The following is a 13621-nucleotide window of genomic DNA, read 5'->3' as shown; positions in this document are numbered from 1 at the left end:
TTTGCTCTTTTCCGCAACACAGCTTTAGCAAGCCTGCTTGGCTTCTTTGCGGGTATTGCTCCAGCATTGGCAGAAGATAACGCATCGCCAAATTATGCGCTTTCAATGCATGGCGATGTGGCCCTGCCCGCTGACTTCGCGCATTTTCCTTATGCGAACCCGAAAGCGCCCAAAGGTGGCGCGCTTAAAATGGGAGTCGTTGGTACATTCGATAGTCTCAATCCGTTCGTGCTCAAAAGCATGCGCACGACCGCCCGCGGTTTGTTCGGCGATCTAGACTTCGGCAATCTGCTCTATGAAACGCTCATGCAGCGCTCACGGGACGAGCCGTTTACCCTTTACGGACTGTTAGCCGAAAAAGTTGCAATCGATCCAGAACGCAAATGGGTAGAGTTTACGCTTAATCCAAAAGCCAAGTGGTCTGACGGTGAGTCGGTCACTGTGGATGATGTCATCTTCACCTATGAGATTCTGACCGAGAAAGGTCGCCCACCCTATAACAACCGTATGAGCCGGATTGAAAAGATCGAGAAGACAGGCGAGCGCTCGGTGCGCTTTGTCTTCAATGACAAGTCAGACCGTGAATTTCCGCTGCTGATTGCAGCAACCATGCCGGTGCTTCCCAAGCATGCAATTGACCCCGCGACTTTCGGCAATTCGACACTTAAAGCGCCGGTCGGCAGCGGTCCTTACACTGTATCCGGCATACAGCCAGGTCAGCGGATCATCTATAAACTGAACCCTGACTATTGGGGCAAGGACCTGCCCGCCCGACGCGGGTTCGATAATTTCGACACCCTGAGCATCGAATATTATCGCAACGAAACGGCCTTGTTTGAGTCCTTCAAGAAAGGACTGCTTGATGTGTTTCTTGAAGGCAATCCAACACGCTGGGAAAAATCCTATAATTTCCCGGCCGTGATACAAGGAAAGGTCATCAAAGAAAACTTCGAAAAAGGCACACCAGCAAACATGCTGGGCTTTGTCTTCAACACACGCCGCCCGGTTTTCGAAGATCGCCGCGTGAGACAGGCGCTTGGGCTGCTGTTTGATTTTGAATGGGCCAATCGCAATCTCTTTGCCGATCAGTACAACCGCTTGCAGAGTTTCTGGGAAGGCTCTGAGCTATCGTCCGTAGGCAAGCCCGCAACCGCGCGCGAACGTGAGTTACTGGCACCGTTCCCTGATGCGGTTCGCAAGGACGTTCTGGACGGGTCCTGGCACCCTTCAATAACAGACGGAAGTGGTCATGATCGTGGGCCAGCAAAGACAGCCTATGACCTTCTGATTGAGGCAGGTTTCTCTTTCGAACACGGCAAAGCGATCGATCCATCCGGCAAGCCATTGCAGTTTGAGATCATGACGCGCTCGCCAGACGAGGAAAAAGTAGCGCTTGCCTATAAGCGCAATCTTGGACGCCTTGGTATCGATGCCGAAATTCGCAGCGCTGACGATGCACAATATCAGCAACGCCTGCAAACCTTCGACTATGATATGATCCTCGGCGCCCTGACCGGCTCGCTGTCGCCGGGCAACGAACAATGGCAGCGCTGGGGCTCAGCATCGCGCGAAGCCCAAGGGAGCTTCAATTATCCTGGCGTCGCCGATCCGGCGGTTGATGCCATGATCGAAGCGATGCTTGCAGCACGCAAACGTGAGGATTTCGTGAGTGCTGTACGCGCGCTCGACCGCATTCTCATATCCGGAGACTACTATATCCCGCTCTATTACCTGCCTTATCAGTGGGTTGCGCGCTGGGATCGGATCGGACATCCTGAGAAGACATCGCTGTATGGTTATCAGCTCCCAACATGGTGGCAGGTTGCCAAATAGCTTCAGTTGATAAGGCCGTAATTCACCCTACATTTTAGAACTATAGAGATAAGCGAGCAGGAGAACACATCTCCTGCTCGCTGAACGGAGCACCTTTATGACAGCAAGAAAAATCACCATCGATGTTGTTTCAGATGTCGTCTGCCCATGGTGCTTCCTTGGCCGTAAAAGACTTCAACAGGCCCTTGCTCTGGCGCCTGAAGTCGACGCCGAGGTCCGCTGGCGCCCCTATCAGCTCGACCCATCTTTGCCGGCACAAGGCAAGGATCGTCAGGCTTATATGCGCGAAAAATTCGGCACCGGCTCAAAGATTGACGATATTCACAAACAACTCACCGAGCTGGGCGAAGAGAATGATATTGTCTTCGATTTCGAGGCTATCACACGTGCGCCGAACACGCTTGATGCACATCGCCTGATCCATTGGGCAGCACAAGCTGGTCCTGGCAAGCAGGATAAGCTCGTCGGCACCCTGTTCTCACTCTATTTCGAGCAGGGACAGGATATTGGCGATCACGACGTGCTTGTTGATGCTGCCGCCAGCATTGGCATGGAAGCACCAATTGTCGCCCGGCTTCTGCAAAGCAATGCGGACACGGATACGATCCGCGAGGAAATTGACACCGCCAATCGCATCGGTGTCCGCGGGGTGCCGTGCTTCATTATCGATCAGAAATATGCCGTCATGGGCGCTCAGTCAGCCGCTGTACTTGCTGAAGCTATTCAACAGACGGCAGAAGGATTTGAACCGGGTATTGCCGAAGATCGCTGACAATAAAGCACATCAAACAAAAAGCCCGTGCGTCCAGATGGAGCACGGGCTTTTTGTTTGAATATCAATAGAATGCTTACATGCTCTGATCAGACACCCGAACCAGAGTCCAGCATGGCTGCTTGGCAAATTCATATTCCATATACTCGCCGCCATCCGTGCCCTTGATGACAACGACCTTATTGCCATCGGCGGCATCTTTGTATTCAGCCTGAAGCTTCTGCCGATCCAGGGTTGCCATATCTGGCATCACCGGCCATTCGACATCAGCGAGTGGAACTTCCTTGCTTGTCTTCTTTGGCTCTGGATCAGCTTCCATATCGAGGCCTTCAAAGATGACTATCTTTGCGGTCTGAGCTTCCTGAATTACAATGTTGTGGCTGAAACGCGTGACAAAATTCTCAATACCTTCAACCTTGCAGTTGAGTGTGGTTAGAGCGAAAGCCGATTGGGAAGCCAAAACAAATGCAGCAGCAGTGCAGGAAATGCGCAAAGCATTCTTAAACATCAAAGTTCTCTCCGTTTTAAACTTCGGAACCAACAGGCGACTCCGAACCCTCAGTGTTTAATCTCTGTGTGCCTCAGCCACCAGTAGCGATTTTTGCAAGCTGAGTCATGATAACTGCCGAGCCGTTAAGCCGCTTTTCTGGTGTTGCCCAGTCGCGGATGAAAACGATACTCTGATCTGGTCTGATCTTGGCCATTGAACCCTGTTCCCCGATCATCTTCACGAGACCAACTGGGTTTGCAAAGATTGCGTTGCGGAATTGGATAACCACGCCCTTTGGACCGGCATCGAGTTTTTCGACATTGGCGCGGCGGCACAGAGCCTTGATATAGACGATCTTGAGCAAATGCTGCACTTCTTCCGGCATCGGGCCGAAGCGGTCGATCAGTTCTGCGCCGAAGGCATCGATATCCTGTGGCTCAGCCAGATCGGCGAGACGGCGATAAAGCCCTAGACGCAACTGCAGATCCGGCACATAAGCTTCCGGGATCATAACAGCCGTACCAATCGCAATCTGTGGCGACCACTGGCTGTCTTCGACCTCAATTGTGCCCTTGAGGGTGGCAACAGCCTCTTCCAGCATCTGCTGGTAAAGCTCAAAGCCCACTTCCTTGATGTGACCCGACTGCTCTTCGCCTAGTAGATTGCCTGCACCGCGAATATCCATGTCGTGACTTGCAAGCTGGAAGCCTGCACCGAGTGTATCAAGCGACTGTAGAACCTTGAGGCGACGCTCGGCAGTAGCCGTCAATGTGCGTCCGGCAGGAAGTGTAAAGAGCGCAAAGGCACGCTGCTTGGAGCGTCCAACACGTCCGCGCAACTGATAAAGCTGCGACAGACCAAACATATCCGCGCGATGCACAATCATTGTATTGGCCGTCGGAATATCGAGGCCCGATTCCACGATGGTCGTGGACAAAAGCACATCATATTGGCCGTCGTAGAAGGCATTCATAATGTCATCAAGCATACCTGGTGCCATCTGACCATGAGCCACGGCAACTTTCAGCTCGGGAACATGTTCCTTGAGGAAATCCTCAATTTCGGTGAGATCGGCAATGCGTGGACAAACATAAAAGCTCTGACCGCCGCGATAGCGTTCGCGCAGCAACGTTTCGCGGATCACCAACGGATCGAAAGGCGAAACAAAAGTGCGTACCGCCATACGATCCACCGGCGGAGTGGTGATAAGCGACAGCTCGCGCACACCGGTCAAAGCGAGCTGTAATGTGCGTGGGATCGGCGTTGCTGACAGCGTCAGCACATGAATGTCTGACTTCAGCTCCTTGAGTCGCTCCTTGTGCTTGACGCCAAAATGCTGCTCCTCATCGATGATAAGCAGACCAAGATTCTTGATCTTGATAGAATTGCCAAGCAGAGCGTGCGTCCCAACGACGATATCGACAGTGCCGTCTTCGAGGCCCTTTTTGGTGGCGGCAAGTTCTTTTGCGCCAACAAGCCGCGAGGCGTGGGCTACATTGACGGGCAGGCCGTGGAAACGTGCGGAAAAAGTCTTGAAGTGCTGACGTGACAGAAGCGTCGTTGGCACCACCACCGCCACCTGAAACCCACTTAGTGCTGCAACAAAGGCGGCGCGCAGTGCTACTTCGGTCTTGCCGAAACCAACGTCACCGCAGATGAGACGATCCATTGGTTTGCCTGCCGCAAGGTCATCGGCAATGGCATCGATTGCACGCTGCTGGTCTTCGGTTTCATCATAAGGAAAGCGCGCTGCAAATTCAGCATAAAGTCCATCGGGCGGCGTCATGGATGGCGCGCCGCGCATCTGGCGTTCAGCGGCAATCTGGATCAGATGCCCCGCAATCTCCAGCAAGCGCTTCTTGAGCTTTGCCTTGCGCATCTGCCATGCGCCGCCGCCGAGCTTATCCAGAACGGCTTCAGACCCTTCCGACCCAAACCGCGAAAGCAACTCGATATTTTCGACCGGCAGAAACAGACGATCATCGCCTGCATAATGAATCTCCAGACAGTCATGTGGCGCACCCGCCGCCGTGATTGTCTTGAGGCCAATAAACCGACCGATACCATGATCGACGTGGACGACGATATCACCAGCTGAGAGCGATGCTACTTCGGAAATGAAATCCTGATCGCGTTTGCGGCGCTTGGTGCGGCGCACAAGGCGATCACCGAGAATATCCTGCTCGGCAACGACGACTAGATCGCCCGCATCAAAGCCACTCTCAACGGCAAGAACAGCTGCTGTAATCTTGTCACGCGAGAGTGCTTTGACCGTCGAGAGGCGATCGACGGTTTCGATTTTCTCAAGTCCGTGCTCATCGAGCACCTGCAGCAGACGATCGAGCGAACCTTCGGACCACGCAGCCACCAGCACTTTTTTGCCCGCGACGCGCAAATCGGCGATGTATTTCACCACCGCTTCAAAAAGGTTCACATCGGTTGCGGCACGTTCTTCAGCAAAGTTGCGGCCCTTGTGCACATCAGCATGAATGATCGAACGGCCAGAGACTTCTGGTGTGCCAAATGGTGTCAGATCGATACGCAGGCCGACAGACGCGGCAACCGCTTCAACTTCCCGTGGCGTCAGATAAAGTGCTTCCGGCTTGACCGGCTTATAAGGAATAGCATCGCTGCCCGGCTCTTTGCCTTCGGCCTGTCGCAGACGCGCCTCATAATGATCCACGACCATCGTATGACGCTCAGTCAGCGCTTCATGCACCAGATGATCGAATACCACCGGCATATCGCCTGCATGGTCGAACACGGTTTCGAGATTATCGTAGAACAGCGGCAGCCAGTGTTCCATACCCGCAAAGCGGCGACCTTCACTGATTGCCTGATAAAGTGCATCGTCGCGCTGTGGCGCGCCGAACATGGCCACATAATTCTTGCGAAATCGGCTGATCATATCCGGTGAAAGCGAAATTTCGCTCATCGGCTGGAGCACGAATTCCTTGCGCGCACCCGTGGTGCGCTGCGAAGCCGGGTCGAAAGCGCGGATGGTTTCGAGTGTGTCACCAAAGAAATCGAGACGAAGCGGTTCTTCTGAACCCGGCGCATAAAGATCGAGAATACCACCGCGAACCGCATATTCGCCGATGTCACGCACGGTCGAGACGCGCTCAAATCCGTTGCGTTCCAGCCGTGCACCCAGATCGTTCATGTTGAGCTGATTGCCGGGACGTGCTGAAATCACCTGCTCGGCGATCGCGGCCTGTGGCGGCAGCTTTTGCAGAATGGCATTCGCCGTTGTGATGATGACTGCAGGATGCGGCGACTTTTTCAAGGAAGCCAAAGCGGCAAGTGCCGCAAGCCTGCGCGCGCTGGCATCAGCCCCCGGCGACACACGATCATAGGGAAGACAGTCCCATGCCGGCAGATGCAGAACCGGCAGATCAGGCAAAACGAAATTCAGTACCTGTTCCAGATCAGCAACCCGCTGACCATCGCGGACAATATACATGACAGGCCCACGCTCCCCGATCTCCTCGACCAGACGCGCAAGGCAGAACGCTTCGAAACCATCGGCGACACCGTCGATGACGATATGCCTGCTGTTTTTAACGCCTGGACTGGTTTTGAGACCGAGTTTGCTGAATACGGGCATGGGGACTTATTCTCAGAATTCGATGCGGTCGCGAAAAGCGATAATATCGCGGAACAGGGGCGTATCATGTTCTTCAGGCGTCGGGCTTTCACCTGTCACCCATTTCAGAAGATCACGGTCAAGCACTTCAAGAATCTGCTCAAACTCATCAAGTTGAGCATCGGTGAAGCCAGCGAGATATTGATCCGCATATTGCCCAAGGATCAGATCCATCTCGCGCATACCACGGTGCCAGGCGCGAAACAGAAGCTTGCGACGCCTTACATCAAGATTTCCTGCCGCAAGTGTGCTGCCAGTCATTGTTCAAGCGCTCCATTTATAAAGTTCGAAGCCGGTATATAGCATCTGCTGCTCATCTGGGAACCCTTTAAGCCGTTAGAGCGCTGCGCACCCAATTGGTCCCGCAAAGGCCGCTCTAACGGGTTGAACCCGGGCACCGTACTCTCCAATAATCGATTCCGATTTTCGGGTCGATGCATTAGAACAAAAATAGTACAAAACCATTTCAAAGGCTTGCACAGAAAAGCAAAGCAGTTAATGCTCGCCACCATGCGTCCGTCTGTACTCGATCCTTTTTTCGCTTCCGTCCGCTCGCTTTCAGGCATTGGCCCGAAAGTGGCTGCTTTGCTTGGCAAGCTTTTAGGAACGGATGCCCCCGGTGCCGAGCCGAAAGTTGGCCAGCTTCTCTTTCTGCCGCCACATAGTGTGATCGACCGGCGCAATCGTCCCGGCGTGGCTTTTGCGCAGGAAGGCGCGATCGTTACACTGGAGGTGATGGTCGATCAGCACCAGCCCGCGCCGCGCGGTAGGGGCAATGTTCCCCATCGGGTTATTGCCCATGATGATACCGGTGAAATCATTCTCACCTTCTTCCACGCGCAATTGCCGTGGCTTGAGAAGATGCTGCCCGAAGGCGAAACTGTCATTGTTTCCGGTAAGGTCGAATGGTTTAACGGACGCGCTTCAATGGTGCATCCGGATTATATTGCGAACTTGGAAGACGCGGCCAACCTGCCGATGGTTGAGCCGGTCTATCCGCTGACGGCTGGCCTTTCGTCCAAAACACTCGGACGAGCAATGAAAGAAGCACTCACACGCGTACCAGTGCTACCAGAATGGATAGATCTACAGCTTCTCGCGCGTGAGCGGTTTCATGCTTTCAAACATGCACTCGATACAATGCATCTGCCGGAAGACCCCAGCGATATTGCGCTTGAAAGCATCACGCGTCGCAGGCTGGCCTATGATGAATTCCTGGCCGGACAACTGGCATTGGCTCTCGTGCGAGCCAAAACGCGTCGGCTTTCAGGCCGTCCGCTGGAGGGCAATGGGCGCATTGTGAGCGAAATTATGCGCCACCTGCCCTATCGGCTGACAAACAGTCAGGATCAGGCGGTACGCGAGATTATCGCCGACCTTAAATCGCCTGAGCGTATGCTGCGACTTTTGCAAGGCGATGTTGGCTCTGGCAAAACGGTCGTAGGTCTGCTTTCTATGGCACATGCCGCTGAATCCGGCGGCCAATCGGCACTTATGGCACCCACCGAAGTGTTGGCGCGACAGCATTTTGCAACCATTGCACCTCTGGCCGAAAAGGTTGGCCTCAAAGCAGCCCTCTTGACTGGTCGTGAAAAAGGCAAAGAGCGCAATGCCGTGCTTGAGGGCCTGAAAAGTGGTGAAGTCGATATCGTCATCGGCACACATGCGCTTTTTCAGGAAAAGGTCGAATATCACGATCTGGTCTTCGTCATCATTGATGAGCAACATCGCTTCGGTGTGCATCAGCGCCTGATGTTAACCGCAAAGGGCAGCGCGCCCGATATGCTGGTCATGACGGCAACGCCTATCCCGCGCACACTGGTGCTGACGGCCTTTGGCGATATGGATGTGTCTAAACTCACCGAAAAGCCAGCCGGCCGCCAACCGATCACCACAGCAATTCTGCCGATGGAGCGCATGGGCGAACTCGTTGAGCGCATCCGCAAAGCAGTAAGCGAAGGGCAGAAAATCTACTGGATTTGCCCGCTCGTGGAAGAATCCGAGGTTGTCGAGTTGACCTCGGCCGAAGAACGCTTTGAATCGCTCAAATCTGTTTTTGGCAACAAGATCGGGCTCATTCACGGCCGCATGAATGGCGTTGAGAAAGACGAAGCCATGCGCGCGTTCAAGCAAGGCGAAACGCGGCTTCTGGTGGCAACGACGGTCATTGAAGTCGGCGTCGATGTGCCGGATGCGACGATCATCGTGATCGAACATGCTGAGCGTTTCGGCCTCTCACAGTTACATCAGTTGCGCGGACGTGTCGGTCGGGGCAACAAGCCTTCCACATGCCTGCTACTCTATAAAGGCCCACTTGGAGAAATCGGTCAGGCGCGTCTTAAGGTAATGCGCGAAACGGAAGACGGGTTCAGAATTGCCGAGGAAGATTTGAAGCTGCGCGGCGAAGGAGAACTGCTCGGCACCCGCCAGTCCGGCACACCGGGTTTCCGCCTTGCTTCGATTGAAGCACATGGCGATTTGCTCGAAATTGCGCGCAAAGACGCGCGTTATATTCTGGCAAGTGACCCCGATCTTGAAGGCGAACGCGGGCAAGCGCTGCGCGTACTGCTCTATCTCTTTGGTCGTGATGAAGCGATCCGCCTGCTTCGAGCAGGATAATGGATACAAAAATGGTCGCATTGCTGCGGCCATTCCATTCATTTATCAAAGTCTATATATAACAGTCTGTTTTTATTTTACTCCACAGTCACCGACTTCGCGAGATTACGCGGCTGATCGACGTCAGTACCCATAAGAATCGCAGTGTGATAAGCCAGCATCTGGATCGGCAGAGCATAAACCAGCGGCGTGATAAATTCTGGCACGTCAGGCAGAACGATCGTTGCCATCGTATCAAGACTTGCTGCCGCAGCGCCCTTCTTATCGGTGATCAGAATAATGCGACCGCCGCGTGCTGCGACTTCCTGCATGTTGGAAACGGTCTTCTCATAAAGACGATCCGACGGCGCAATGACGATTACCGGCATGGTTTCATCGATCAGCGCAATCGGTCCGTGCTTCAGCTCACCAGCTGCATAGCCTTCCGCATGAATATAGGAAATTTCCTTTAGCTTCAGCGCACCTTCCATCGCCAGCGGGAAAGACGTGCCGCGACCGAGGTAAAGCACATGATTGACCTTCGCCAGTTCATGGCAAACCGCAGCAATCTGGTCTTCAAGCTTCAACACCTGATTGATGAAACGCGGTGCTTCGGAAAGCTGACGCACCAGTTCCTGCTCGCGTTTGTCGTCAATCACCCCGCGCGCCTTTGCGGCAGCAATTGCAAGTGACGCCATGGTCGACAGCTGACAGGTGAATGCCTTGGTCGAAGCGACACCGATTTCAGGACCGGCAAGCGTCGGGAATATTGCATCCGATTCACGCGCAATGGTCGAGCCGGTGACATTGACCACGGAAGCAATCTTCAAGCCTTGCTGCTTGCAATACCGCAGCGAAGCCAGAGTATCAGCCGTTTCGCCAGACTGCGAAACAAACATCGCCAGTGAATCCTTCGAAAGCGGCATTTCGCGGTAGCGGAATTCCGAGGCGATATCACTGTCGACCGGCAAACGCGCAATCTGCTCGAACCAGTATTTGCCAACTGAGGCTGCATAAAAGGCAGTGCCGCAGGCAGAAATGGTCAGACGATCAACCTTGCTGAAATCAATGCCGACTGCCTCTTCACGCACTTTTCCGGTGGTGAAATCGAGATAGTTTGCAAGCGTATGGGAAATAACTTCCGGCTGCTCGAACATCTCCTTGTGCATGAAGTGGCGATGATTACCCTTCGACACCAGCATATTTGCAGTCTGTGATTTTTGGATCTCGCGCTCGACCTCGGCATTGGTTTCGTCATAGACGGTTACACCCTTGCGCGTCAGCACAGCCCAATCGCCATCTTCCAGATAAGCAATTGTGTCCGTGAATGGTGACAACGCGATGGCATCGGAACCAAGGAACATTTCACCCTCGCCGTAACCGACAGCCAGTGGCGGTCCCTGACGCGCACCGATCAGAGTTTCTTCATCGCCTTCAAACAGGAAAGCAAGTGCAAAAGCACCCTGCAACAATGGCAGGCTGTCGCGTACAGCTTCAACCGGCGACTTGCCCTTTTCCAGCTCGCGCGTCACGAGATGCGCCACAGCTTCGGTATCAGTCTCGGTCTCGAATTTGCGCCCTTCGGCTTCAAGCATGGTACGCAGTTCAGCAAAGTTTTCGATAATGCCGTTATGTACCACAGCCAAACGGGTGGTGATGTGCGGATGCGCGTTGCGCTCAACCGGCTTGCCGTGCGTTGCCCAGCGCGTATGACCGATGCCGATCACGCCGGGAAGTGGTTCACCAGCAAGGCGATTTTCGAGATTGACGAGCTTGCCTTCAGCACGACGGCGATCAAGTTTGCCATTTTGGAGCGTGGCAATGCCGGCAGAATCATAACCGCGATATTCAAGCCGCTTCAGCGCATCCACCAGACGCGGCGCGACCTCGTTATTTCCGATGATGCCGATAATTCCACACATAGGGTGCTCCAAATCCGATATTCACGCGTATAGCCGCGATTTAAAGAGTCTAACGCGGAACGGCAACCCAAGGGACTGCCGTTCTCTTCATCTATTCGTCGATTTATTTCGAAGACGTTTTAGCCGCTTTGATGGCGGCATACTTCTCCCGCAGGATCTTTCCCCGACCTACTTTGGTTTCCTGCCGTGCCCGACCGAATGCCAGCGCATCGGCTGGCACATTATCCGTGATCGTGCTGCCTGAAGCGATATAAGCATTATCGCCAATTTCGATGGGTGCCACGAGCGAACTGTTGGAACCTATGAAAGCATTTTCGCCGATCACAGTCTTATATTTGTTATAGCCATCATAATTGCAGGTGATCGTGCCGGCACCGATATTGCTCGACGCCCCGACAGTCGCATCGCCGATATAGGTAAGGTGATTGATTTTTGCCCCCTTACCGACCTCAGCATTCTTCACTTCACAGAAATTACCGACTTTGGAGTTTTCGCCAAGATTTGCACCCGGACGCAAACGTGCGAACGGCCCAATCTCAGCTTTCTCGCCGATATTGGCGCCTTCAATATGCGAGAAAGCGTGGATCAGCGCGCCCGATGCAACACGGACTTTAGGTCCGAAGAATACATTTGGCTCAATTATGACGTCGGCTTCAATCAACGTATCATGGGAGAAGAACACGGTTTCAGGGGCGATGAGCGTTGCACCGGCCAGCATGATGTCCTGACGCTTGCGGTTTTGCCAGATGCTCTCTGCCTCCGCCAGTTCTGCACGATTGTTGATACCGATTACATTCTCGACCGGCACTTCAAGGGCTGTAACATTCAGACCTTTTTCGTGGGCGAGACCCACAATATCGGTGAGATAATATTCGCTCTTGGCATTTTTATTATCCACTGCATCTAGCAAGGCCAACGCATGTGCACCACGTACAGCCATCAGCCCACCGTTACAAAAACCAATCTTTTTCTGAGCGTCGGTTGCTTCTTTTTCTTCCACAATTGCAACCAGCTTGCCATTTTCTTCGATCAGCCGGCCGTAGCCCTGCGGACTAGCTGGACGGAAACCGATCACAACAACATCGGAACCCTCTGCGAGCTTATTGCGCGCAGCCTGTAGCGATTGCGCTTCAATAAGCGGCGTATCGCCAAAGACGATCAGCAGATCATCATAGCCACGTGCGATTGCTTCGCGTGCTGCGAGCACGGCGTGGGCCGTGCCCAAACGCTCGGCTTGTTCAAAAGAGGAAACAGCATCGGCAACTTTTTCGACGGCCGCCTGCACTTTATCGGCACCACGTCCAACGACCAGCGCAACGTCGCTCTTACCCGTGCCCTGAACAGCTTTCACTACATGGCAGACCAGCGGAAGCCCCGCCACCTGATGCAGCACTTTCGGCAGGCTCGACTTCATTCGCGTGCCTTCGCCAGCGGCAAGCACAATGGAAAGGCAGGTACGTTCGGTCATTGTATCGTCCAGAATAATTGAAGGCTTATCTGCTCATAGCATTAAAGCGTATATGGAAACTTACGGATTGCTTATCCCAATCGGCCCAGCGCCGGGAAGGTCTCAAGCAACCAGAATGAAAACGACTGCATGCCACCGGTAAGAAACAGAACACCTGCAATAACGAGAAGTGCACCCATTGCCTTCTCAACTTTGCCAAGATGAATGCGGAACTTGGATAGAAACCGCATGAATGCGCCCGAAAAAAGGGCTGCAATCAAAAACGGAATACCAAGCCCGAGCGAATAAACGGCCAGAAGGGCCGCCCCCTCACCTACCGTACTGCTGCCGCCAGCCAAAGTGAGAATTGGTCCGAGAACCGGCCCGATACAAGGTGTCCAGCCGAATGCAAATGCCAGGCCCATGACATAGGCTCCGAGCGGTGACGCAGGTGCATTGCGCGCCTGAAAGCGGGCTTCGCGAGACAAGAACGAGAAACGCAATATGCCAAGGAAGTTCAGGCCCATCAAAATGATGACGACACCCGCGACCATGGCGATTTCCTGCTGCCACATGCGCAAGAACGCGCCAATGGACGAAGCACCAGCACCAAGCGCTACAAAAACTGTGGTAAAGCCAAGCACAAATGAGATCGCAGCCAATGCCAACGAGCGACGCTGCAAGGAAGCGGCGGCAACGCGTGATTCTTTTTCGGCGCGAAAATCCTCAACGCTCACACCCGCCATATAACATAGATAGGGTGGAACCAGCGGTAGAACGCAGGGCGATAAGAACGACAGCGCACCCGCACCGGCAGCCGTCAGATAAGAAACACTGAGCACCAAAACCTCATTTTTCATATAGAACATTTCTTATCTGAACCAGATAAGTCGTCCTATTGATTTGTTTTTGA

Annotated in this window: 9 protein-coding genes; 3 read left to right on the top strand and 6 right to left on the bottom strand. The window is 53.7% G+C overall.

Annotated elements, in window-relative coordinates:
• The first annotated feature begins 105 nt into the window (after window positions 1–105).
• Window positions 106–1833, top strand: coding sequence for an extracellular solute-binding protein (locus tag CES85_RS00835; protein WP_095445645.1), 1728 nt, complete (start codon window positions 106–108; stop codon window positions 1831–1833).
• Between the two features lie 97 nt (window positions 1834–1930).
• Window positions 1931–2605, top strand: coding sequence for a DsbA family oxidoreductase (locus tag CES85_RS00830; protein ID WP_095444192.1), 675 nt, complete (start codon window positions 1931–1933; stop codon window positions 2603–2605).
• A gap of 76 nt (window positions 2606–2681) precedes the next feature.
• Here CES85_RS00830 and CES85_RS00825 read toward each other — a convergent pair whose 3' ends face one another.
• The 3 genes from CES85_RS00825 to CES85_RS00815 all read right to left on the bottom strand — a co-directional run bounded on the left by CES85_RS00825 (window position 2682) and on the right by CES85_RS00815 (window position 7002).
• Window positions 2682–3113, bottom strand: a complete 432-nt coding sequence (locus CES85_RS00825; protein WP_095444191.1) for a hypothetical protein — start codon at window positions 3111–3113, stop codon at window positions 2682–2684.
• Window positions 3114–3186: 73 nt separating this feature from the next.
• Window positions 3187–6702 (bottom strand): transcription-repair coupling factor, encoded by a 3516-nt coding sequence (gene mfd, locus CES85_RS00820; RefSeq protein WP_095444190.1) that lies wholly within the window; start codon window positions 6700–6702, stop codon window positions 3187–3189.
• A 12-nt stretch (window positions 6703–6714) separates the two neighbouring features.
• Window positions 6715–7002 carry an FAD assembly factor SdhE gene (locus tag CES85_RS00815; protein ID WP_095444189.1) on the bottom strand — a complete coding sequence of 96 codons (288 nt, stop codon included), beginning with the start codon at window positions 7000–7002 and terminating at the stop codon, window positions 6715–6717.
• A 237-nt stretch (window positions 7003–7239) separates the two neighbouring features.
• On the opposite strand from CES85_RS00815, the gene recG reads away from it, so the two are divergent.
• Window positions 7240–9360, top strand: coding sequence for an ATP-dependent DNA helicase RecG (gene recG, locus CES85_RS00810; RefSeq protein WP_208636273.1), 2121 nt, complete (start codon window positions 7240–7242; stop codon window positions 9358–9360).
• Window positions 9361–9437: 77 nt separating this feature from the next.
• On the opposite strand, the gene glmS is transcribed toward recG, so the two are convergent.
• The 3 genes from glmS to CES85_RS00795 form a co-directional block, all read right to left on the bottom strand.
• Entirely contained in the window at window positions 9438–11261 is a 1824-nt protein-coding gene (gene glmS, locus CES85_RS00805; protein WP_095444188.1) for a glutamine--fructose-6-phosphate transaminase (isomerizing), read from the bottom strand.
• A 103-nt stretch (window positions 11262–11364) separates the two neighbouring features.
• Window positions 11365–12729 (bottom strand): bifunctional UDP-N-acetylglucosamine diphosphorylase/glucosamine-1-phosphate N-acetyltransferase GlmU, encoded by a 1365-nt coding sequence (glmU, locus tag CES85_RS00800; RefSeq protein WP_095444187.1) that lies wholly within the window; start codon window positions 12727–12729, stop codon window positions 11365–11367.
• Between the two features lie 71 nt (window positions 12730–12800).
• Entirely contained in the window at window positions 12801–13550 is a 750-nt protein-coding gene (locus CES85_RS00795) for a cytochrome c biogenesis CcdA family protein (RefSeq protein WP_095445643.1), read from the bottom strand.
• Window positions 13551–13621 lie beyond the last annotated feature (71 nt).

The organism is Ochrobactrum quorumnocens, from assembly GCF_002278035.1.
In the GTDB taxonomy this organism is placed as follows: Bacteria; Pseudomonadota; Alphaproteobacteria; order Rhizobiales; family Rhizobiaceae; genus Brucella; species Brucella quorumnocens.
This window is presented reverse-complemented; position numbering and strand designations above follow the sequence as displayed.

Bases quoted from the DNA above. Each gene is read 5' to 3' on its own strand.
- CES85_RS00835 (WP_095445645.1), top strand. From the start codon at position 106: ATGCATGGCGATGTGGCCCTGCCCGCTGACTTCGCGCATTTTCCTTAT.
- glmU (WP_095444187.1), bottom strand. From the start codon at position 12,729: ATGACCGAACGTACCTGCCTTTCCATTGTGCTTGCCGCTGGCGAAGGC.
- mfd (WP_095444190.1), bottom strand. From the start codon at position 6,702: ATGCCCGTATTCAGCAAACTCGGTCTCAAAACCAGTCCAGGCGTTAAA.
- CES85_RS00815 (WP_095444189.1), bottom strand. From the start codon at position 7,002: ATGACTGGCAGCACACTTGCGGCAGGAAATCTTGATGTAAGGCGTCGC.
- CES85_RS00830 (WP_095444192.1), top strand. From the start codon at position 1,931: ATGACAGCAAGAAAAATCACCATCGATGTTGTTTCAGATGTCGTCTGC.
- CES85_RS00825 (WP_095444191.1), bottom strand. From the start codon at position 3,113: ATGTTTAAGAATGCTTTGCGCATTTCCTGCACTGCTGCTGCATTTGTT.
- glmS (WP_095444188.1), bottom strand. From the start codon at position 11,261: ATGTGTGGAATTATCGGCATCATCGGAAATAACGAGGTCGCGCCGCGT.
- recG (WP_208636273.1), top strand. From the start codon at position 7,240: ATGCTCGCCACCATGCGTCCGTCTGTACTCGATCCTTTTTTCGCTTCC.